Annotated in this window: 19 protein-coding genes; 13 read left to right on the forward strand and 6 right to left on the reverse strand. The window is 69.3% G+C overall.

Annotated features, from left to right (window positions below):
• Window positions 1-110 precede the first annotated feature (110 nt).
• Window positions 111-1427, forward strand: a complete 1317-nt coding sequence (locus ACQPZW_RS04970; RefSeq protein ID WP_433793646.1) for a HupE/UreJ family protein — start codon at window positions 111-113, stop codon at window positions 1425-1427.
• A gap of 74 nt (window positions 1428-1501) precedes the next feature.
• Window positions 1502-2155 (forward strand): NADPH-dependent FMN reductase, encoded by a 654-nt coding sequence (locus ACQPZW_RS04975; RefSeq protein ID WP_433793647.1) that lies wholly within the window; start codon window positions 1502-1504, stop codon window positions 2153-2155.
• Window positions 2156-2177: 22 nt separating this feature from the next.
• Here the strand turns inward: ACQPZW_RS04975 and ACQPZW_RS04980 are convergent, their stop codons facing one another.
• Window positions 2178-3737: a sulfatase family protein gene (locus ACQPZW_RS04980; RefSeq protein WP_433793648.1), complete on the reverse strand. Its 1560-nt coding sequence runs from the start codon at window positions 3735-3737 to the stop codon at window positions 2178-2180.
• 412 nt (window positions 3738-4149) lie between these two features.
• Here ACQPZW_RS04980 and ACQPZW_RS04985 point away from each other — a divergent pair, with 412 nt between their 5' ends.
• The 4 genes from ACQPZW_RS04985 (at window position 4150) to ACQPZW_RS05000 (ending at window position 7749) form a co-directional block, all read left to right on the forward strand.
• The gene (locus ACQPZW_RS04985) at window positions 4150-5340 is read left to right on the forward strand and encodes a cytochrome P450 family protein (RefSeq protein ID WP_433793649.1); all 1191 of its coding nucleotides are present in this window, start codon (window positions 4150-4152) and stop codon (window positions 5338-5340) included.
• A 74-nt stretch (window positions 5341-5414) separates the two neighbouring features.
• Window positions 5415-6017, forward strand: coding sequence for an FIMAH domain-containing protein (locus tag ACQPZW_RS04990; RefSeq protein ID WP_433793650.1), 603 nt, complete (start codon window positions 5415-5417; stop codon window positions 6015-6017).
• 129 nt (window positions 6018-6146) lie between these two features.
• Complete coding sequence (locus ACQPZW_RS04995; RefSeq protein ID WP_433793651.1) at window positions 6147-6968, forward strand: helix-turn-helix transcriptional regulator; 822 nt, start codon at window positions 6147-6149, stop codon at window positions 6966-6968.
• Between the two features lie 55 nt (window positions 6969-7023).
• Window positions 7024-7749 (forward strand): SDR family NAD(P)-dependent oxidoreductase, encoded by a 726-nt coding sequence (locus ACQPZW_RS05000; protein ID WP_433793652.1) that lies wholly within the window; start codon window positions 7024-7026, stop codon window positions 7747-7749.
• Between the two features lie 20 nt (window positions 7750-7769).
• Here the strand turns inward: ACQPZW_RS05000 and ACQPZW_RS05005 are convergent, their stop codons facing one another.
• Window positions 7770-8438, reverse strand: coding sequence for a DUF305 domain-containing protein (locus ACQPZW_RS05005; protein WP_433793653.1), 669 nt, complete (start codon window positions 8436-8438; stop codon window positions 7770-7772).
• A 146-nt stretch (window positions 8439-8584) separates the two neighbouring features.
• On the opposite strand from ACQPZW_RS05005, the gene ACQPZW_RS05010 reads away from it, so the two are divergent.
• Both ACQPZW_RS05010 and ACQPZW_RS05015 read left to right on the forward strand, forming a co-directional pair.
• A complete protein-coding gene (locus ACQPZW_RS05010; RefSeq protein WP_433793654.1) occupies window positions 8585-10018 on the forward strand; it encodes a hypothetical protein in 1434 nt (477 codons plus the stop codon).
• A 155-nt stretch (window positions 10019-10173) separates the two neighbouring features.
• Entirely contained in the window at window positions 10174-11409 is a 1236-nt protein-coding gene (locus ACQPZW_RS05015) for a YncE family protein (protein ID WP_433793655.1), read from the forward strand.
• Here the strand turns inward: ACQPZW_RS05015 and ACQPZW_RS05020 are convergent.
• The gene (locus tag ACQPZW_RS05020; RefSeq protein ID WP_433793656.1) at window positions 11379-13229 is read right to left on the reverse strand and encodes a diguanylate cyclase domain-containing protein; all 1851 of its coding nucleotides are present in this window, start codon (window positions 13227-13229) and stop codon (window positions 11379-11381) included. The two genes, ACQPZW_RS05015 and ACQPZW_RS05020, sit on opposite strands and share 31 nt — an antisense overlap.
• 363 nt (window positions 13230-13592) lie before the next feature.
• Here ACQPZW_RS05020 and ACQPZW_RS05025 point away from each other — a divergent pair, with 363 nt between their 5' ends.
• Window positions 13593-14396 (forward strand): hypothetical protein, encoded by an 804-nt coding sequence (locus ACQPZW_RS05025; protein WP_433793657.1) that lies wholly within the window; start codon window positions 13593-13595, stop codon window positions 14394-14396.
• Between the two features lie 151 nt (window positions 14397-14547).
• Here the strand turns inward: ACQPZW_RS05025 and ACQPZW_RS05030 are convergent, their stop codons facing one another.
• Together ACQPZW_RS05030 and ACQPZW_RS05035 are read right to left on the reverse strand one after the other, a co-directional pair.
• On the reverse strand, window positions 14548-14772 hold the full coding sequence (locus ACQPZW_RS05030; RefSeq protein WP_373871131.1) for a DUF397 domain-containing protein: 225 nt from the start codon (window positions 14770-14772) through the stop codon (window positions 14548-14550).
• Window positions 14773-14802: 30 nt separating this feature from the next.
• On the reverse strand, window positions 14803-15651 hold the full coding sequence (locus ACQPZW_RS05035; RefSeq protein WP_433793658.1) for a helix-turn-helix domain-containing protein: 849 nt from the start codon (window positions 15649-15651) through the stop codon (window positions 14803-14805).
• Window positions 15652-15892: 241 nt separating this feature from the next.
• On the opposite strand from ACQPZW_RS05035, the gene ACQPZW_RS05040 reads away from it, so the two are divergent.
• Genes ACQPZW_RS05040 through ACQPZW_RS05050 form a run of 3 tightly spaced genes read left to right on the forward strand, consistent with a single transcriptional unit; the run spans window position 15893 to window position 18785 of the window.
• Complete coding sequence (locus tag ACQPZW_RS05040) at window positions 15893-16534, forward strand: GOLPH3/VPS74 family protein (protein ID WP_433793659.1); 642 nt, start codon at window positions 15893-15895, stop codon at window positions 16532-16534.
• A gap of 53 nt (window positions 16535-16587) precedes the next feature.
• A complete protein-coding gene (locus ACQPZW_RS05045; RefSeq protein ID WP_433793660.1) occupies window positions 16588-18168 on the forward strand; it encodes an APC family permease in 1581 nt (526 codons plus the stop codon).
• Window positions 18165-18785, forward strand: a complete 621-nt coding sequence (locus tag ACQPZW_RS05050) for a GNAT family N-acetyltransferase (protein ID WP_433793661.1) — start codon at window positions 18165-18167, stop codon at window positions 18783-18785. The genes ACQPZW_RS05045 and ACQPZW_RS05050 overlap by 4 nt, the downstream gene beginning before the upstream one ends.
• A gap of 3 nt (window positions 18786-18788) precedes the next feature.
• On the opposite strand, the gene ACQPZW_RS05055 is transcribed toward ACQPZW_RS05050, so the two are convergent.
• Entirely contained in the window at window positions 18789-19361 is a 573-nt protein-coding gene (locus tag ACQPZW_RS05055) for a hypothetical protein (RefSeq protein WP_433793662.1), read from the reverse strand.
• A gap of 523 nt (window positions 19362-19884) precedes the next feature.
• On the opposite strand from ACQPZW_RS05055, the gene ACQPZW_RS05060 reads away from it, so the two are divergent.
• The gene (locus tag ACQPZW_RS05060; protein WP_433793663.1) at window positions 19885-21561 is read left to right on the forward strand and encodes a cellulase family glycosylhydrolase; all 1677 of its coding nucleotides are present in this window, start codon (window positions 19885-19887) and stop codon (window positions 21559-21561) included.
• Window positions 21562-21628 lie beyond the last annotated feature (67 nt).

The raw sequence follows: 21628 nt of genomic DNA on the forward strand, positions 1-21628 counted from the left end.
GTGATCGAAGGCCCCATCCATGCGGTGGGGCCTTCGCTTGTTTCTGTGACTTGCTGTGAAGACGGCCCGGGCCCTGTTTGCCGACGATTTTGTTGACAATCATGTGCCGGGTGAGACGGATCGCAGTGCTTCTGGCCGTACCCCTGCTGGTGTTCCTCGGCGCGAAGCCGGCCGCCGCGCACCCGATGCCGCACTCGGTGGTCGTGCTCGACGTGCACGAGACGTCGGTCACCGCGTCGCTGGAGCTGCCGGCCGGCGACCTGGCGACCGCCAGTGGGATCGCCACCGACCTGCCGGCCCGCACCGGAGAGCTGCGCGCCTATCTCGCCGCGCACCTCAAGCCGGCCGGCGCCGACGGCAGCGCCTGGTCGGTGACCGTGGGTGACATCGACCTGACCGAGGCCGAGCAGACCTCCACCGGGCCCTATCAGGAGGTCACCGCTGAGATCGAGCTCACCCCGCCGGCTGGAGGTGACGTACGACACTTCACTCTCGGCTACGACATCATCGCGCACAAGGTGGTGACGCACACCACGCTGGTCTCGATCCGGCAGGACTGGGCCGCGGGCCGGGTCACCGAGGGGGACGAGACCGAGCAGGTCGGGGTCATCGCGATCGACAACCGGACGATGACCGTGCCGCAGCTCACCGTCGACCTCGGCGCGGGCAGCTCCTGGCAGGGCTTCCTGGCCATGCTGAGACTCGGCGGCCTGCACATCCTGGAGGGCACCGATCACCTGCTCTTCCTGCTGATCCTGCTGCTGCCGGCGCCGCTCACCGCACAGCGCGGCCGCTGGGCCGGACCGGCCGGTGCCCGACGGGCGGTCCGCCGGATCGGCTGGATCACGCTGGCCTTCACCGTCGGGCACTCGGCGGCGCTCGTGCTCAGCGCGGCGACCCGGGTGACGATCCCGGAGCGGCCGGTCGAGGTGTTCATCGCGGTGAGCATCCTGATCGGCGCCGCGCACGCCGTCCGCCCGCTCTTCCCGGGGCGGGAAGCGCTGGTCGCGGGGCTGTTCGGGCTCGGGCACGGGATGGCCTTCTCCTTCACGCTGGCCGACCTGCGGCTGTCCACCGGGCAGTCGGCCCTCAGCCTGCTCGGTTTCAACCTGGGCATCGAGCTGGTCCAGTTGCTGCTGGTGGCGCTGACGCTGCCGGCCCTGCTGGCGCTGTCCAGGCTGCCGGTGCAGCCGTGGCTGCGCGTCGGTGGGGCGGCGCTGACCGCGGCGGCCGCGGTGGGCTGGGTGCTGGACCGTCTCGGCGTGGCCAACCCGGTCGCCGAGACCGCCGACGCGGTCGGCGCGAACCACCCGGCGATGCTCGCGGTGCTGGCGGCCCTGGCGGTGGCCGGCGCGTGCCGGCTGCTGATCAACAGGGAGCGGGGTGCGGCGAGCCCGGTGTCGGCACGGTCCCGCGGCCGGGCGTGATCGGTCGGAAACCGGCCACACCGTAAGCCTTCCGGGCGTCGGCTCGGGCCCGTCGGGGTCGTATCGTCGGCGGCATGACCCGCGTCCTGCTGATCTCGGGGAGCACCCTGCCCGGCTCGCTGCACACCGCCGCCCTGCGCACCGCCGCCCGGTTCGCGCCACGGGAGATCAACGCGATGCTGTATGAGGACCTGCGCGACCTGCCCGCGTTCGTGCCCGGCGAGACCCCACGGGGAGCGGTCGCCGAGCTGCGCGCGATGGTCGACGCCGCGGACGCGGTCCTGTTCAGCACCCCGGAGTACGCCGGCTCGATGCCCGGCAGCCTCAAGAACCTGCTCGACTGGCTGATCGACGGCGGCGAGCTGGGTGGCAAACCGGCCGCCTGGCTGTCCGTGGTCCGGCCGGGTGTCGACGAGGGCGCCCGGGAGGGCCTGGAGTCGGTGCTCGAGCACGGCGGCGCCCGGCTGCTGCGCCCCGCCTGCATCCGCCTGCCGCTGGAGATGGCCTCGATCGACGACACCGGCGTCATCGCCGACGGCCGTCTGCACGTGGCCCTCCAGGACATGCTGGAGGCACTGGTCCGGGCACTGTCCGAGGCCCGCCCGCGCCCGCAGCCGTCCTGGCAGGCGCACTCCAGCGTCTACCCGGTGGTGCGGCGCCCGGACGGGTCGGGCGGCTCCCCGTTCGGTCACGCGAGCGGCCAGAGCGCGCCGAGCTGGCTCAGCTGACCGCCCGGCCCGGCTGACCGGCTCAGCGGCCCGGTTCGTCGAGGCCCGCCGCGCGGGAGGCGGCCCAGCAGGCGTCCGCGCCGGCACAGGTGGCGAGGCCCCGGACCGCGGACCGCAGTGAGGCGAGCCGCTCCGGGCTCAGCGTCCCGGCCACGTTCTTGATCATTTCCGGGTCGGCGGTACGGTCGAAGTACTCCACAGCGCCGTCGACGTACTCGATGTAGGTGAACGTCTCGGTGCGCAGCGCGTCGTAGGACGGCGGGATGTTCACGCTGTCCCGCTCGTAGTCGGGGTCCTTCGGGTCGGTCGCCGGATCGTGGTGCTCGATCAGCGCGGCGCCGCGCCACTCGGCCGGCGCGCTCCCGGACAGCAGCGGTGCGATGCTCCGGCCGTCGACCTCCTTCGGCGCGGGCAGACCGGCCCACTCGGCGAAGGTGGGCCGCAGGTCGATGTTCGTCACCACCCGGGTGGCCTCGCGCCCCGCCTCGACCCCAGGCCCGGCCATCACGAGCGGCACGTTGACATCGGTGTCGAACGCGGTCTGCTTGCCGGAGGGCAGAGAGTACTCACCCAGGTGGTAGCCGTTGTCCGAGGTGAACACCACCATGGTCCGGTCGGCGACGCCCGCCTTGTCCAGAGTCGACCGCAGCCGGCCGATCATCCGGTCGACCGACTGCACCGACTGGACCCGCAGGCGGAAGTCCTCGTCGATGTCCCGTTTCTGCTCCCGGGTCAGCTTGGGCTTGCCGGCCAGCCAGACGGTGCCCTCCGGCACCCGATTCCACGCGGCGGTACGGGGTGCGCGCAGCCCCGGGAAGAGGTTCGCGTCCCGAGGCGCCGGGGTGTACGGGTGATGCGGCGTATAGGTGGACACCTCGATCATGAACGGCTTCCCGGTCGCCGCCGTGGTGCTGATGAAGTTCACCGCCTTGTCCGCGAGCACGTCGGTCAGGTAGTCCCGCGGCTTCGACCCGTAGGAGACGACCCGCCCGTTCTCGTTGAGCTTGTAGTCGAAGTTGGGGTAGGCGTTGCCACCCGCGAACCACTGGTCCCAGCCCGGCGGAACGTACGGCCCGGGGCCGCCCATCCGGATCCCCGGCTGGTACTCGTTGAGGTACTTGCCGAGGAACGCGGTCCGGTAGCCGGCGCTCTGCAGATCGGTGGCGAATGTGGACCGCTCCTGCCCGCGGCTGTGGAAGAGCCGGAACCCGCCGTCCGACCCGTGGTTCTTCACGATCCCGGTGTTGTGCGGGAACTGGCCCTTGAGCAGCGACGCCCGCGACGGGCAGCAGAGCGAGTCGGTGACCGTGTAGTTGGTGAACGTGGCGCCGTCCTGCTGGAGCTTGCGGACGTTGGGCATGTACGGCACGAGATTCATCGAGAGGTCGTCGACCAGCACCAGCACGATGTTCGGCCGCGCCGACGGAGCCGGGCGCGCGGCCGGGGCCGCCGCGGTGACGGGCGCCGAAGACGCGGGCACGGCGGCGGCGGGCGAGCCGGGTGGCGTCTGGCCCGCGCTGCATCCGGCCGTGACCAGCAGCGTCACGACGGCGGCGAGGTGCCCGAAGGTGCGGATGCTCATGGTGGCGCGGCTACTCCATCGGCGAGAAGGTTTTCAGGAGGGTAATCGGCTGTCGCGCCCGCAGGATTCGCCAGGTGGCTTACCTCTTGCTCAGATGATCATTAAGAAAGTCTGAACGGGCGCCGATCGCCGGCCGGTACGGCGGATAGTGGACGCCTTCCCTGGAGGTGATCCATGCCAGTGGCCGATTCCGCGCAGCCCCGGGCGTACGTCGTGGCCGTCGTCGCCTCGCCCGTGCCACGCCCGCGCCGTCCCCGCCGCCCGACCGCCCGCCGCCCGCACCTGCCGATCCGCCCGCCCCGGTCCCCACGGGCGCCGCGCAGACGTCCGGTCTGAGCGTCGGAAGGGGCCGCGGGGAGTGGTATCGACGGGTATCGTCGGAATCCGGTTCCCGGCGGCCCCGGAGGGCGTGATGACGCAGGATCTCCAGATCGACTTCACCGACCCGGCGTTCCAGAACAATCCTCATCCGGTGTATGCCGAGATGCGGCGTACCGGTCCGGTCCGCCGGGTCAAACTGCCCAGTGGTCTGAGCGCCTGGCTGATCACCCGCTATGACGACGCGCGCCGCGCGCTCAGTGACCCGCGGCTGTCCAAATCGATGCTCCCGGTCGGCGCGGCCGGCTCCGGGCAGCCCAGCCTCACCGCGGCGATCTCCCGGCACATGCTCGCCGTCGACCCGCCCGACCACACCCGCCTGCGCCGTCTCGTCTCCGCCGCGTTCACCGCCCGGCGGATCGAGGGGCTCCGCCCGCGGATCGAGGAGATCACCACCGGGCTGCTCGACGGGCTCGAGGGGAGGCCGTCGGCCGACCTGATCGACGCGTTCGCCTTCCCGCTGCCCATCCAGGTGATCTGTGAGCTGCTCGGCGTCCCGGCCGAGGATCAGAACGCGTTCCGCGAGTGGTCCAATGTGATCGTCTCCGGCGCGCTGGCCGGCGACCGGCTGGGCCCGGCGATCACCGCGCTGGTTCAGTACATCTCCACGCTGCTCGCCGAGCGCCGCGAGCACGGCGGCGACGACCTGCTCTCCGGTCTCATACAGGTCCGCGAGGAGGGCGACCGGCTCTCCGCCGAGGAGCTGTCCTCGATGGTCTTCCTGCTGCTCATCGCGGGTCACGAGACCACCGTCAACCTGATCGGCAACGGCGTCTGGCTGCTGCTGCGCGACCGGGAGCGATGGGAGCGGCTGCGCGCCGACCGGGCTCTGCTGCCCGCCGCGATCGAGGAGTTCCTGCGGTTCGAGGGGCCGGTCGAGACGTCCACGTTCCGGGTCGCCACCGAGCCCCTGGAGATCGGCGGTGTGACCATCGCGGCCGGCGACCCGGTCGTGGTGGTGCTGCTCTCGGCCAACCGTGACGACGACCGCTTCCCGGACGCCGGCGAGCTGCGGCTGGACCGCGCCAACAACGCCCACCTAGCCTTCGGGCACGGCATCCACTACTGCCTCGGCGCGCCGCTGGCCCGGCTGGAGGCGCAGGTCGCGTTCACCGCCCTGCTCGACCGGTTCCCCGATCTGCGGCTCGCGGTCGACGCGGACGAGCTGCCCTGGCGGCCCGGCACCCTGTTGCGTGGTCTGCACCACCTGCCCGTCCTGCTCTGAGATCGGTGTGGCTCTCACCGTCCGCGAGACGACGGTGAGAGCCATCCGGCGTTTGACCTGGCATGATGTCGGCCGTGCCGGAGCCTCACGATCTTCAACAGCCGACCGCTCAGCTGCCCGTGGTCGAGCCGCGCGGTGTGTACCGGGCGGCCAACCACCGGCGGACCGCCCTGATCGCGGCCGGCGCCGCCGCTGCGGTCCTGCTCTTGCTGGTGGTGTGGCTGTTCTCGGGTGACGACGAGCCCGCTCCGGTCGCGGCGGCCCCGGCGCCCTCGACGACCACGGCGAGCGCCGAGGCGCAGCCCGAGGCGACCGGGACGGCCGGGGAGCCGGAGCCGAGCGCCACCACCACCGCCACGCCGACCGCCACGCCTACCACCGCTCCGGCCACTCGCCCGGCACAACCGGTCGAGCTGATCACCGGCCTGGCGAGTGTGATCGGCGTCCTGGAAGACGAGGGCGAGCTGGACGACGACGGGGCCGAGGCCCTGACCCGGCGGCTCGAGCAGGCCACCCAGCGGCTCTCCCGCGGCGACGCCAGGGGCGCCCTTCGCAAGATCGATGAGTTCCGGCGGAAACTGCGTGACCTGCGCGAGGACGACGACCTCAGCGGCGACGGCTTCAGTCTGCTCAATCAGGGCGCCGAGCAGATCCGGGCGGCGTTGCGCCGGGGCTGACCCGTGTCCAGGGATCACCTGTCCGGGGATGGGTGTGGCCTTCATCCGGCGCCGCCGACACGGCAGGCTTGACCCGTCAGGCCGGAGAGGCCGGGCAGGCGGAGGCATCGGGCCGGAAGGGGCGAGAGCATGGATCGGGCACAGCTCGGGGACTTCCTCCGCACCCGGCGGGAGGCGCTGCGGCCGGAGGACGTGGGCCTGCCGCGTGGCCCTCGCCGGCGCACCGCCGGTCTGCGCCGTGAGGAGGTGGCCGCCCTCGCCGGGATGTCCGCCGACTACTACGGGCGGATCGAGCAGCAGCGCGGCCCGGCACCGTCCGAGCAGATGATCGCCGCCCTGGCCCGGGCGCTGCATCTGAGCCTGGCCGAGCGGGACCACCTCTTCCGGCTCGGCGGGCACCCGGCGCCGCAGCGGGTCTCCCGGGACGATCACATCGCCCCGGGGATGATGCGGATCCTGGACCGGCTCGGCGACACCCCGGCCATGGTCATCTCCCGGTACGGCGAGACGCTCCTGCAGACCGCACCGGCCGTCGCCCTGGTCGGCGACGAGACCCGGTTCACCGGGCTGGCCCGCAGCTGCTGGTACCGGTGGTTCACCGATCCCGCCTCGCGGCGGCTCTACCCGGCCGAGCACCACGAACGGCAGAGCCGGATCTTCGCGGCCCAACTGCGGGACGCGTACGCGGCCGCCCCGGAGAGCCGGGCCGGGGACATCGTGGCCGCGCTGCTGACGGCCGGTCCGGAGTTCGCCTCGATCTGGGCGGAGCACGGCATCGGCCTGGCGCACGCCGACCAGAAGACGCTCCTGCACCCCGAGCTCGGACCACTCGACCTCTACTGCCAGACCCTGAACGACCCGAGCCGGCTCCAGACGCTGCTGGTCTTCACCGCGGCGCCCGGCTCGCCGAGCCACGAGAAGCTACAGCTGCTCGCCGCCGTCGGCACCTGATCAAACCCTGGTCAAACCCTCACACCCCTTTTCGCGTACGGAAGAAGGCTTCGCCATGCCCAGAATCGCTCTGATCACCGGCGGCAACCGTGGACTCGGACGGGCCACCGCCCTGGCCCTGATCGAGGCCGGTGTCGAGGTGATCTACACGTACCGCGGCGACCCCGGCGAGAAGATCGACGCCGTCGCGCTCCCACTCACCGTCGGAGACCTCGGCTCGTACGCCGCGTTCGAGACCGGTTTGCGGCGGGTGCTCGCCGACCGGTATGACCGCGCCGACTTCGACTTCCTGGTCAACAACGCCGGTGTCGGTCACGCCGCCTCGATCGCACAGACCCCGGTCGAGGCCTTCGACGAGATGTTCGACGTGCACTTCCGTGGCGTCTTCTTCCTGACCCAGAGGCTGTTGCCGCTGATCGCCGACGGCGGCCGGATCGTCAACCTCTCCACCGGTCTGGCCCGCTTCACCGGCGACGGCGGATATGCGGCGTACGCCTCGATGAAGGGCGCCGTGGAGGTGTTCACCCGCTACCTGGCCAAGGAGGTCGGGCCGCGCCGGATCACCGCGAACGTGGTGGCGCCGGGCCCGGTCGCCACCGAGTTCGGCGGCGGCGCCCTCCGCGACGACGAGCAGGTCCGTGCCCACATCGGAGCGTTGACCGCGATGGGCCGGGTCGGTGAGCCGGACGAGATCGCCGGAGTGATCGCGGCCCTGCTCGGCCCGGGCGCGGGATGGGTCACCGGCCAGCGGATCGAGGTCTCCGGCGGCATGCTGCTCTGACCGGGCGACCGGCCTCGGGGTCAGCTCACCCCGAGGTCGGCCATCCGGCGGATCTCGATGTCCTGCTCGATGGCGGTCTCCTTCGCCATCTTCGCCAGCCGCTCCTCCGAGCCGCTCTTGAAGAGGACGTCGACCATCTGCAGGGCGCCCCGGTGATGCTCGGTCATCATCGCGACGAAACGGCGGTCGAAGTCGGCGCCGCGGGCCGCGCCCAGATCGCCGAGAGCGGCGGCGGGCTGCATGCCCGGCATGGTGGCGTGATCGTGGGCCGGGTTGGACTCGGGCTGCCCGCGGTCCTGCAGCCAGGTGCGGAGGACGGCGATCTCGGGGCCCTGAGCGGCGGTGATCCGGCTCGCGATGTTCTTCACGCCCTGATCCGCTGCCCGGTCGGGTACAAGATCTGCCATCTGCAGCGCCTGCGCGTGGTGCGCGATCATCATTTGGGCGTAGGTGACGTCGGCCTCGTTGTACGGCGAGGCGTCCGGAGGCTGCACGTGGTCGGTGTCGGTGACCGACGCGGACTCGCCGGGCTTGCCGGGCACCAGGACCCGGGCCGGTGAGGAGGACGCGGAGGGCGCCGCCGCCGGCTTCGGATCGTCGTTGGAGAACCGGGCGAACAGGGCGAGTCCGACCGCTCCGAGAAGAACCACGGTTGCGGAGGTCAGGGCCCATGCGCGTCGGTGTTGCATGTATTTCCTTTCCGGCAAGCGTCCCCATGAGAGGGTCCCGACGACTATCGTAACGATCGACATCGCTATCACCGGGGGTCTACGGCGACACGACTCGCCGTGCTCTTCCGGTGTTTGCAAGCCGGAAGCAGTGCGGAAGGATCTTCATGAGGCATCCTGCCCCACGAGGGCGGTTCAAGCGCCTGGCGAGCATCGGGGCGGCGGCGGTTCTGACCAGTTTCCTGGTCTCCGCTCCTGCCCAGGCCGACCCGGCCACGATCCCGGGTGTGGACGAGATCGTCAGCAGCCCCAACATCAAGTTGATCGCCAACGAGCCCAAGACGGGCCCGTTCGCTCCGGAGAACGCGCTCAACAGCGACCTTGCCTTCCAGGGCAAGTATGCGTTCGCCGGTAACTACAACGGCTTCACCGTCTGGGACATCAGCAACCCGAAGGACCCGGTCCAGGCCGTCCAGGTCCTCTGCACGGGCGCGCAGAACGACGTCTCCGTCTACGGCAACCTGCTGTTCCTCGGCACCGACTCGATCCGCAGTGACGACTCCTGCAACAGCGTCTCCGTGCCCAACAGCGCACCGGCCGAGACCCCGCGCTGGGAGGGTGTCAAGATCTTCGACATCAGCGACCCGCGCAACCCGAAATACGTCAAGGCGGTCAAGACCGACTGCGGCTCGCACACCCTGACGCTGGTGCCCGGCAAGGGCCGGGACCGCTCGGTGTATGCGTACGTGTCGTCGTACAACCTGGACGTCGTGGACCTGCCCAACTGCGCGCAGCCGCACGACAAGATCTCGATCGTCAAGGTCCCGCTGAAGAAGCCCGCCGAGGCGGCTCTGGTGTCCGCGCCGGTGCTCTTCCCGGACGGTGGCTTCCCCGGTGACGCGGACTCGCGCACCACCTCGGGCTGCCACGACATCACGGCGTACCCGGAGAAGAACATCGCGGCCGGCGCCTGCATGGGCGACGGTGTGCTGCTGGACATCTCGAAGCCGGCGGCGCCGAAGGTCATCACCACGGTCCGTGACGCGGAGAACTTCGCGTTCTGGCACTCGGCGACGTTCAACAACGACGCCACCAAGGTGGTCTTCACCGACGAGCTCGGTGGCGGCGGTGGCGCGGAGTGCCTGCCGTCGATCGGCGCGACCAAGGGCGCGGACGCGATCTACGACATCACCGGCAAGGGCAACAAGCGCAAGCTGGAGTTCCGCAGCTACTTCAAGATCCCGCGGGACAACGCGGTGACCGAGAACTGCGTGGCCCACAACGGCTCGCTGATCCCGGTGAAGGGCCGCGACATCATGGTCCAGGCGTGGTATCAGGGTGGAATCTCGATCTGGGACTTCACCGACTCGCGCAAGCCGAAGGAGATCGCGTTCTGGGAGCGCGGCCCGCTGAGCACGGACCGCCTGATCGTCGGCGGCTCCTGGTCGGCGTACTGGTACAACGGCTACATCTACTCCAACGACATCCAGAAGGGCTTCGACGTCCTGGAGGTCAGCGACCGCCGCATCGACAAGGCGGAGCGGGAGAAGACGTGGCAGTTCAACCCGCAGACGCAGACCGACTACCGCAAGTACTGGTGATCTGAGGCCTGTCGTCCACGGCGCCGGCGTGACCCGTTCGGGTTGCGCCGGCGCCGTCGTTTTCGGGAAACGACGATAACGACATCTATCAATGTGAGTGACTCTCTTGTTTCATGGTCGTTACTGACTGGTAACAGACCGATGGGAGTCATTCGATGGCCTCACTCGTACCCCTGCGCCGCCTGCTCGCCGCCACCGTCGGTGGCCTGCTCGCGCTCGGCTCTCTCGCCGCTCCGGCTCAGGGCGCGGCCGCCCTGCGGCAGGTGATGTTCGTCGGCAACAACTGGGACGGCACCGTCGACGTCATCGAGCCGGGCGGCGGCTACGCCCGGATCGGCCGGCTGTCGGTGATCCCGGACCGGGCGCAGCGGCTCACCGAGATCTACCTCAACCCGATCCGGCTCGCCTTCTACCTCGGCGTCCAGCAGGGGCCGGGGGAGGGGCACGACCAGCTCGTCGACGATATGTACACGACACCCGCCGGGGACGCCCTGGTCGTCTCCCGGCCCAGCTTCGCCGATGTGGTCTCGATCGACCTGGCGACCGGCGCGCTCAAGTGGCGGTTCCCGGTCAGCGGCTTCCGCTCCGACCACATGGCGGTCTCGCCGGACGGGCGCACGGTCGCGGTCTCCGCCTCCACCGGCAACACGGTGCACGTCCTTGACATCGTCACCGGCCGTCAGCTCGGCTCGTTCGCCACCGGGGACAAGCCGCACGAGAACATCTTCACCGGCGGCGGGAAGTACCTCTGGAACAGCTCGATCGGCGAGGTCAACACCGACCTGGACGCCCCCTGGCTGGACTTCACCAAGGGCGACCGGAAGATCACGATCGCCGACACCGGCACGTACCGGGTGGTGCGGACCATCGACATGCGGGACCGGCTGAACGCGTTCGGCCGTAGTGACCTGTCCGACGCGGTACGGCCCGCCGTCTTCACCCCGGACGAGTCGAAGCTCTACTTCCAGGTCTCGTTCTTCGCGGGGATCCTCGAGTACGACGTGGCCACCGACAAGATCACCCGGATCCGGGACCTGCCGCAGAACCCGGCCACCGACCCGGACCGCACCACCTGGGTGAACGACTCCCGCCACCACGGCCTGTCGATCAGCCGGGACGGGGCGAAGCTGTGCGTCGCCGGAACGATGGACGACTACGCCACGGTGATGGACCGGGCCACCTTGAACCCGGGTCCGCTGGTCACCGCGATCAAGCCGTACTGGGCCACGGTCAGCGCGGACGGACGGGACTGCGTGATCTCGGAGGCGGGCGCGGACCGGGTCACCGCGATCAGCTTCGCCACCGGGCAGGCAGTCGCCTCGGTCGCCGTCGGAGATCATCCGCAGCGGGTGCGGATCGGTCAGGTCCCGGCCGGCTGGACGGCTCCCTGACCCAGGGGCCGGGCGCGCCGGTCGCGTCGTTCGCGCTTGCGCCGGTACATCGCGGCGTCGGCCTCGCGCAGCAGGCCGTCGCCGTCTCCGGGCTCACCGGCCGAGACGCCGACACTGGCGCCGACGGCGAGCAGCAGGCCCCCGATCGACATCGGCTCGGCGACCACGGCGCTGATCCGCTCGGCCAGCCGGCCGGCGGCGGTGGCGCCGGTTCCGGGCAGCAGCACCGCGAACTCGTCGCCGCCGAGCCGGGCGGCCAGCTCCCCGGCACCGAGCAGCCCGGTCAGCCGGTGTGCCACCTCGATCAGCACCTGGTCCCCGGTGTGGTGGCCGTGCCGGTCGTTGATCTCCTTGAAGCCGTCCAGGTCGATCAGCAGCATGCTGACCGGCTCGGTCGTCTCCGACAGTCGCCGGTGCAGCAGCAGCCGGTTGGCGAGCCCGGTGAGAGCGTCGTGGGTGGCCTGCCGGTGCAGCTCGTCGTGTAGGGCGCGGGCCTCGGTGGCGTCCCGGGCGTTGAGCACCACACCGCCGACGTTCGGGTTGTGCATGAGATCGGTGATGACCACATCGAGCCACCGGTACGAGCCGTCCGCGTGCCGCCAGCGCACCTGGGTGCTGATCCCGGTGCCGGGGTTGGCCGCCAGCCGCTTCTCCAGATCCGCCACGATCGTCGCCATGTCCGCCGGGTGGGTCCGGTCCTGCAGTGAGGTGCCGACCAGTCCGGCGTCCGGCACGCCGAGCACCCGCAGCGCGGCCGGGCTGGCGTAGGTGATGGTCGCGTCGTAGTCGACGACGAGCGTCAGATCGGACGTGTTCTGCACCAGGGCCCGGAAGCGCTCGGCCTGACCGTCGATCTCGGTGAGCAGCCGCTCGTTGTCGCGCAGCGCGGCGACCTGGCGGCCCAGCACCAACGCGGTGATCACCACGGCGCCGATCGCGACACCCCACACCCGCAGGTCGACGTCGTCCTCCCGGAGGGAGACGACCAGCAGGATCTGGGTGGCGATCACCGCGAGGTAGGGGAGCCGGCTGGAGCGTCCGCCCATCCCGGCCGCCGGCTTCTCGGCCAGCCGCCACACGTGCAGCTGCTGGACCCGGAAGGCCGCCGAGGCCAGCACGCAGGGCAGCAGCTGGACGATGCTGGCGCCGCCGGGTCCGGGGTCGCCGATCAGCCCGAGGGCGACGGGCGCGGCGAACGCCGTGCCGGAGACGCCGATGGCGGCGGCGATCCCGGCCGCTCGGGTGAACGGGGCCGTGCCGCTGAGGAGCAGCTTGAGCAGCCCGAACGTGATGAGCAGCATCACCACGGCGGTGGCCGCGGCGCCCCATCGGTCGGTGGCCTGGCGACCGCTCAGATCGGTGGCCAGGATGAAGTACCAGAGGAACACCGCCACCCCGGTGAGCACCGTGGTCGCGTCGAACCAGAGCCGCAGCCGCTGCCGTCCGGCGCCTCCGAGCGGGTGCCGCAGCATCGCGCCGACCACGACGACCATGCCGGTGACGATCAGGGCGGTCTGGACCGGGCTGACCGCCGTGACCGTGGGGTCGAGCACGAGCAGGACGGTCTGATATCCGTCACCCAGGACGCAGCCGACGCTTGCGATCACGGTGGCCCACCAGAACCGCCGGCCCGTCGCCGACATGGCGGGGTGGGTGGCGGTACGGAAGGTGAAGTAGGTGTTGCCCACGTCGATGGCGGTCTGCAGGGCCCAGGAGGAGGTCCGCTGGTCGCCGTAGCGGAGGAACCACGGCACCAGGAGCACACCGACGGCCACGAGACCCAGCAGGACCGGGTCGGTGACCACGGATCGCTTCGGCATGATGGCTCCCGTCGGCGACAGCTCCGGATGGCTTCCGGGTCGGTACTTTCCATCGGCCGTAGCGGGGCGGACGTGAGTGATCCGTTCCGGTCAGACGAAACCTTAGAGGAGGGTCAGTTCACCGCTGACCTGCGGCGCGGCTGATCGGACAATCGGCTATATTCCGGTACTTTCGTGGACATGACGACGCGCTGGAGCAGTGCGCTGCCGCGGTCGCTACCGCTCCGGCCGCGGACCGTGCCTCCGCGCTGACCTCGCAGGACACCGCCCGCACCGCGGTCTCCCGCGACCCTCCGCCCGCCGTCTGAGACCCCAGCGGCGCCCGCGCTGTGCGAACTCCCCACGAGCGGACGGAAACCCGCCATGAACATCCTTGCCGAGATGCTCCTCAGTGAGCCTGCCCCGATGGCCATCTGGGCGGCGTTGCTGCTGCTCACGCTGCCGGCGCTGGTCGTCCTGGCCAATCCCGACGGGGTGCGTGATCCGGCGGCGGCCCTGGGCGACGCGGTGCGTTTCGTCTGGCGCACCCGTCAGCGGCGGGCCGGGCGCCGGGCGGCGGAGGCGGCCGAGGCGCAGGCCGCGGTGCGTTACGCGCTGGAGGTGCGAGTGGCGGCCACGCGGGCGGCCGAGGCGGTCGACCGGTGGCAGGCCCACTGGCGGGTGTCAGCCGATCGGGTGGACGCGACGTGGGCGGCGCTCCGCACGGCCGACGCGCGCCGCGAGCGCAGCCGGGCGGCGACGGCCTTCGGCACGCCGTGGACCCCTCAGGACCCCGCCGAGTACGCCGCCCGCGAACGGTTCCTTCATGAGGGGGTACGCGCGGCGGTGTCCCGCGGTGACCTGCCCGTGTCCGCGCTGGCCGACGCCCTGGCCGGCGACGCCGGGTGGGACCCGCGACTGCACCCGGCCGAGCAGGAGATCGTCCTGAGCCACCGGTGCGCGGAGCATCGGGAGCGGGCTCATCGGGCCGCGGTCGCCGCCGAGCGGGCCGCCTGGCACGACATGCAACTGGCCGGTCGTGGCCGGGACAGTCTGCGACGGGAGGCGGAGATCGCCGAGGCGCGCGTGGCCACCTGGCCGATCTTCATCACGGCTGCCGGTGACCACCCGCTCACCGTAGGAAACGGTGCTCACCGATTGTTCCCGGCCCACTCCGCAAATGGATGACAGAATCCATTTCACGTTTCCGAAAGAGTGATCGCCCGGTCGCTGGAAGCGACCGGGCGCTGCCGTCCGGGTGCACATCGTGAAAGTCCGGGCTTCGGCTCGGGACTTCCACCGCTGCGCACCTATCGGTAGGCTTTCACTCGGTAGGGTTTCACGAAACGATGTCGAATTCGCCGTCCTTGGCCGAGTCCACGAAGGCGGTCCACTCCGCCGACGTGAACATGAGGGCCGGTCCCATCCGGTCCTTGCTGTCACGGACGGCAATTCCCTGGTCGAGGAATGCGACCTCGACGCAGTTGCTGCCGCCGGTCCCGTTACTACGGCTGCCCTTCCTCCAGACAGCTCCGTCGATTTGGTGCGCGAGCAACTCAAGCACCTCCCTTCGATGTGAGATTCCTCGGGAGTGCTAAGCGACGAGCAGACTCTCGATCATCTTGATGGTCGTGCGATGGTCGAGCGCCATGTCACTCAATCGCTCGAACTCCTGCCGATACCAGTCAACCATGTCTGGTTGTTCCTCGTACAAGTCTCCCGCAAGACCTTCCATATAAACAACATCCAAATGGGTGGTCTCTCGGAACTCCAATAGCGCCGCCGGCCCGCTCAGGAACGGGTGTGCACCGGCGGTGAAGGGCAGTATCTGCAGGAAAACATTTGGCAATTTAGCTATTTCGATTAAATGGCGGAGCTGGTCGGCCATGACCTCTCGATCGCCGATCACCCGGTGCAGCGCGCCCTCGTCCATGAACGCCGACAATTCCAGCGGGCGATCGCTGGTCAGCCGGCCCTGGCGGGTCTGACGCAGCGCGATCCGGCGGTCGATGTGCTCCTCGGGGTCGGTGGGCCGACCGCTTCTCATCAGTGACCGCATGTAATCGGGCGTCTGGAGGAGGCCGGGGATCAGCACCGGCTCCCAGGTGCGCATCGCCGACGCGGCGGCCTCCAGGCCCACGAAGTTGCCCGGGCGCATGATGTCGCGGTAGTCGGTCCACCACGTGCGCTCGCGGGACTGGCGGGCCAGCTCGACCAGCGCCTCGCGCATCGTCTGGTCGCGCACGTTGTAGAGAGTGAGCAGGTCACGGACGTCCCGCGGAGTGACCGCGACCCGCGCGGTCTCGATGCGGGTCACCTTCGCGGAGTGCCACTCGAAGTGCCGTGACACGTCCTGTTGTGTGAGGCCGGCGGCTTCCCGGCATCGTTTGAGCTCCGCCCCCAGTCGGCGGCGTCGCAGCGTCGGACCCTCTATATCGGACACCTGGACTCCCTACGGTCCTGATGAAGTCGATATTACGACCGCTCCCACCCGATCCAGATACCCATTTCATGATCGCGATTCTCGAGTGATCAGATACTGCGGGTACTGAATAAGAAGTCTAGTACTTCTTGTATTGACCTTGATGTTGGGTACATGATGCTGCGGACATCGAGTTCTGTCTTGTTTCCTACATTCCTAGGTAAAAGATCATTGGAACTTGCGTCTAAGGGGCGTGGACGGAGTGTTGGCTGACCAGTATTACCTGATCGCACACGAGGACCGCACCGGGCGGTCCCGGCTGCATCCTCGTGCGACCGGCCTGGGGCTGGCTGCCGCATTACTCGCGGAGTTGGTCCTCGAAGGCCGCATCGGCGTCAATGACGGCGACCTGATCGTCCTCGACCGGCGCCCGCCTCGCGACGCGCTCAACCACGACATCCTCGACCTGCTCAACGCCCAGCCACAGCACCGTGACATCCGCACCTGGCTCGCCTTCCTCGCGCAGGACTCGGCGCTGCGGGTGGCGGAGCGGCTGATGCGGGTCGGCGCGGTCGAGCTGGTCACCAAGCGCCGGATGCTCGGCACCACCCAGACCCTCTACATGCCGAACACCGCGCGCCAGCGCAACGCCGCCGCCTGGGCCTCCACCCGCGTGGCGAACATGCTGGTCCGCGGGATGGAGCTGAACGTCGCCGACCGCATGCTCGTCGGGCTGGTGGTCTCCACCGGACTGACCCGGCACGTGATGTACGGGTTCGAGAACTACCCGCACATCTACCACGCGCTGCCCAGCATGATCGCCTCGCTGCCCGGTGACCTCCGGGAGCTGGTCGAGTGCACCGAGGCCCTCGTCGGGTCGGCTCTGGCGGTCGGTCGCCGGTGAGCCCGGGACGGCATCAACGACGACGGGACAATGTCGACCGCTGGGCCGGCACGATGCTGAACGAGCTGAACCGTGAGGCGGCCGCCAAGCGCGGCGGCCCCGGTTCGGACATCATCAGCGCCGCCCTCGCCAACAACCGGCTCGGCGTCTCGTCGGTGGTCTTCTTCGGCGTCGCCGGGGCCGCCCCGCTCACGGTCATCATCGGAGCCATCACGACGGTCTACGCGGTGGTCGGCAACACCGCGCTGCCCCTGGTCTACATCGTCGTCGCGGCGATCCTGTCGATCTTCACGGTCGGCTTCGTGGCGATGAGCCGGCACATCGTGAACTCGGGGGCGTTCTACTCGTACATCAGCCATGGTCTCGGCCGTGAGCTCGGTGTCGCGGCCGCCTTCGTGGCCCTCCCCGCCTACGCGATGATGCAGATCGGCCTGTTCGGACTGTTCGGTGTCGTCGCCGCCGGCATCCTCGGCTCACTCGGGCTCAGCGTGCCGTGGGTGGCCTGCGCCCTCTTCGCCTGGGCGATCATCGCGGTGCTCGGCATGCTCTGGGTCGACCTGAGCGGCAAGGTGCTCGGGGTCCTGCTGATCGCCGAGATCGCCGTGGTCCTCGTCTACGACCTGGTGATGGTGGCCAACCCGCGCGACGGCGAGGTCAGCGTCGCGATGCTCAACCCGGCACAGCTGCTGACGCCCGAGGTCGTCGCGATGATGGTGCTCGCGATCGGCGGCTTCACCGGGTTCGAGGCCACGGTCGTGCTCTCCGAGGAGGCCAAGGACCCGAAGCGGACCATCTCCCGCGCCACCCACCTCGCGGTGCTGCTCGCCGGCCTGATGTGTGCGGTGTCCGCCTGGGCGATGTCGGTCGGCGCCGGGCCGGGCCGGATCGTGGCCGACGCCCAACGCGAGGAGACGAACCTGGTCTTCAGCCTGGTCAGTCCACATGTGCCGGACATCATGATCACTATCGGCTATCTGCTCTTCATGACCAGTATCTTCGCGGCGCTGCTGGCCTTCCACGCGGCCGTCTCGCGCTACCAGTTCGCCCTGGGCCGCGAGCGGATGCTGCCGAGCCGGTGGGGTTACACCCATCCGAGGACCGGCGCGCCGGTGGTCGGCTCGATCACCCAGAGCGTGCTGTCGCTGATCGCGATCCTGGCCTACTGGTTCACCCAGGCCGACCCGCTGGTGCAGCTCTTCGGTTACCTCACCGTGGTCGGCGGCCTCGGCGTGCTGATCCTGATGTGGGGCACCTCGGCCGCGGTGATCGCCTTCTTCGTGCAGCACCCGAGGCTGGAGAACGTGTGGCGTGGCCGGGTCACCCCGGTCATCGCGTTCTTCCTGCTCAGCATCATTCTCTTCGCCACCGTGGTGGGGCTCGGCGACGTCCTGGGACTGGCCGAGGACTCCATCTTCAACTGGGCCTTCGCGGCCGGCTACGCGGTCCTGGCGGTGCTCGGCGCCGGCTGGGCGGCGATCGTCCGATACACCAAGCCGGACGTGTACGCGGTGATCGGGCGCGGTGTGGAACGGAGGACCCTCTTCGAGTTCCCCGAGCCGCCCCGGCCGCACTCGCACTCGACGGCCTTCCAGGACCACTATTCGACGACCAGCTCAGGTAGGGAATCCCGATGACGTACGCCATCCAGGAACTCGTGATCCGCCACGTGTCGCCGTTCGACACCGAGGAGATCACCGACCTCGTGGCCGAAGCGATGTGGGACGGACCGGTCGCCCGCTGGCTGCACCCGGACGCCTCCGAGCGCCGGCGTCTGTCACCCGGCTACTTCGAGATCTTCGTCGAGTACGCGCTGCAGTACGGCGAGGTCTACAGCACCGCCGACGCCGATGACGGCCGGATGTGCGGGGTCGCCCTGTGGTTCCCGCTGACCGCGATGATCCCGCCGCCGATGGACTACGAGCGCCGGGTGAAGGAGGCCTCCGACACGGCGTTCCACCGCGTGCAGCAGCTGGACGCGGCTCTGGAGGCGGAGCACCCCCTGGAGCCGCATCACTACCTGGCGTTCCTCGCGGTGCGGCCGGGCCGGCAGAACGAGGGCATCGGCAGCGCCCTGCTCGGCCGGCACCACGCCCGTCTGGACCGGGCCGGGATTGCGGCCTATCTGGAAGCGAACGACCCGCGCAACCGCGATCTCTACCTCCGGCACGGATACCGGGTCCGGTCCGTGATCGAGCTTCCCGACGGACCGCCGCTCTGGGCGATGTGGAGGGCGCCTATGGGACTCAGCTAGAGATCAGGCAGCGGCCCTCAGACTGGGCGCCGCCGGGAACTCGTAGATCCAGAACGACTGCTGGTCCAGGCACTCGGCGCGCATCGCGCCACCGGACAGGCGCTTCAACATCAGCCGGACCACCCGGCCGAAATTGCGCTCGTCGTCGTTGTACCGGCAGTAGTCGATCCCGATCATGCCGTTCCGTGCGGCGGCGGTCTGCTGCATGGCCGTGACCAGTTCCGAGAAGGCCCTGGTGTCACGGGCCTCGGTGCCGACCGCGGCGAAACCGACGTACCAGATGCGCTTCTGTGCGTACATCTCGGGCCATCGGCGCTCGAAGTACTCGGGCGCGATCAGGGGCACCGCATAGAGGTCGTTGGTGAACGTGGAGATGCCGCAGAGCTTGCCGTCGTCATTGAGGCAGAGGTACTTGTCGACCCGCGGGTCGCGCATGACCTCCTCGAACTCTGACCGATACATCAGGTGACGTTGCACGGCAAGGGAGCGGAGGTCGCGGAACGCGCCCTCGTAGAGATCCCAGGCTGCCTTGTGCATCTCATCGTCGGTGATCTGGTCGATGATCTTGACAAGCATGGCTGCTCCCCGCGTTTCATCGTACTCAAGGCGATCGATGATGTTGCGCTTTAGAGTACGAAGCGTTTTGGCGCCGCGACAATATGTAGTCGCGGAAATTCTGTGCCAATCCTGATTGGAGGTACGCCGTACGAAACAGCGAGTATGCAAGTTGCGTAGTTGCAGGTAGACGGCCGCATCTCACCCGATCGAACCCTCGTCGCAGTTCTTCGCCGGAGGCAGGTTAATCGGTTCACTCGAAGCGCATGATTCGGTGAGTCAGCCTTTTAGTGGAATGCACCGAGTACTAGCCTCCGTGTATTGAACGTCGTGCGTTCGCCTTTTTGCCGAATGGTCGGCGCGCGATGAGGGATCACCCTTCGACGACGCAACGGGTGATCGGTGCGGGCCGCACGGGACGGGTCGTCCGGCGAGGAGCGCATCCCCCTCTCGCTGGGGCGGCCCGTCCATCGATTGACATAGTTTGAAGTCCATACATAGTCTGCCGAGGTCAAAGCTCCCCGCTTGTCCACCTAGGAGCGTCATGTCGCGCCTGTTCGGCAGATTGCTCGTCCTCGTCCTGCTCGCCACCGGCCTGTCCACGGCCGGTCCGGCGTCCGCGCGCGAGTCCGTCCGTACCCCCGCCCAGGCCGTCGCCGCCATGCAGCCCGGCTGGAACCTCGGCAACACCTTCGACGCCACCGGTGACGACGAGACCTCGTGGGGCAACCCACGGGTCACCCGGGAACTGCTCGCCGACATCCGTGACCAGGGCTTCAACAGCATCCGCATCCCCGTCACCTGGGGTCAGCACCTCGGCTCGGACCTCGTTCTCGATCCTGCCTACCTGGCCCGGGTCCGTGAGGTCGTCGGCTGGGCGCTGGACGAGGGCTTCTACGTGATGATCAACATTCATCACGACTCGTGGCAGTGGATCGCCGCCATGCCCACCGACCACGACAACGTCCTCAACCGCTACAACGCCATCTGGACGCAGGTCGCCGCCGCCTTCCGGGACGCGTCGCCCCGCCTGGTCCTGGAGAGCGTCAACGAGCCGCAGTTCTCCGGCAGCTCCGGCGACGCCGAGAACTACGCCCTCCTCGCCGAGCTGAACACGTCCTTCCACCGGATCGTGCGCGGCAGCGGTGGCGGCAACGCGACACGACTTCTGGTACTACCCACGCTGCACACCAACGCTGATCAAGGTCGGCTGGACGCCCTGACCGCCGAGTTCGCCGCTCTCGACGACCCCCATCTGATCGCCACCGTGCACTACTACGGGTACTGGCCGTTCAGCGTCAACGTGGCCGGCGGATACCGGTTCGACGCCACCGCGCAGGCCGAACTGCTCGGCACCTTCGACCGGCTGCGTACCTCATTCATCAACAAGGGCATCCCGGTCATTCTCGGTGAATACGGGCTGCTCGGCTTCGACCGGCACACCGGCACCATCGAACAGGGCGAGAAGCTCAAGTTCTTCGAGCTCTTCGGTCACCAGGCCCGCATCAGCAAGGTCACCACGATGCTCTGGGACAACGGGCAGCACTTCGACCGTACGGCCGGGGTGTGGCGTGACACCGAGCTCTTCGGACAGATCGCGTCCAGCTGGCGCACCCGCTCCGGCACCGCGGCGAGCGACCTCCTGTTCGTCCGGCGGAGCACGCCGGTCACCGCGCAGACCATCACCCTCAACCCCAACGGCACCGGCTTCACCCACGTCCGGCTCGGCGCGGCGACCCTGCGCCGCGGTCCCGACTACCAGGTGTCCGGCGATCGACTCACCCTCAGCGCGGGGTTGCTGTCACGGCTGTCCAAACCCGCGGGGTACGGGGTGAAGGCGTCCCTGTCACTGCGGTTCTCCCGGGGCGTCCCGTGGCGGCTGGACGTCGTCAGCTTCGACACGCCCGTCGTGTCCGCCGCCACCGGAACCACCGCGGCGTACGCCGTACCCACCGCGTTCAACGGTGACCAGCTCGCCACCATGACCGCCGTCTACGCCGACGGCAGCTATGCCGGGCCGCACAACTGGACCGCGTACAAGGAGTTCGACCGTGCCTTCACCCCCGACTACGCCGCCGGAGCGATCAAGCTGACCCCGGAGTTCTTCGCCGAGGTCACCGACGGCGCCCCGGTCACGTTGACGTTCGTCTTCTGGAGCGGCGAGACCCTCACCTACCGGGTCACCCGCAACGGCGCCGAGGTCACCGGATCCACCGTCTGACGAAGCCACCGGGCGGCGGAGACGGTTGGGCCACCGTCCCCGCCGCCCGGTCTCATCCGCTCCCACC

The organism is Actinoplanes sp. CA-252034 (genome assembly GCF_050956125.1).
Lineage (GTDB): Bacteria > Actinomycetota > Actinomycetes > Mycobacteriales > Micromonosporaceae > Actinoplanes.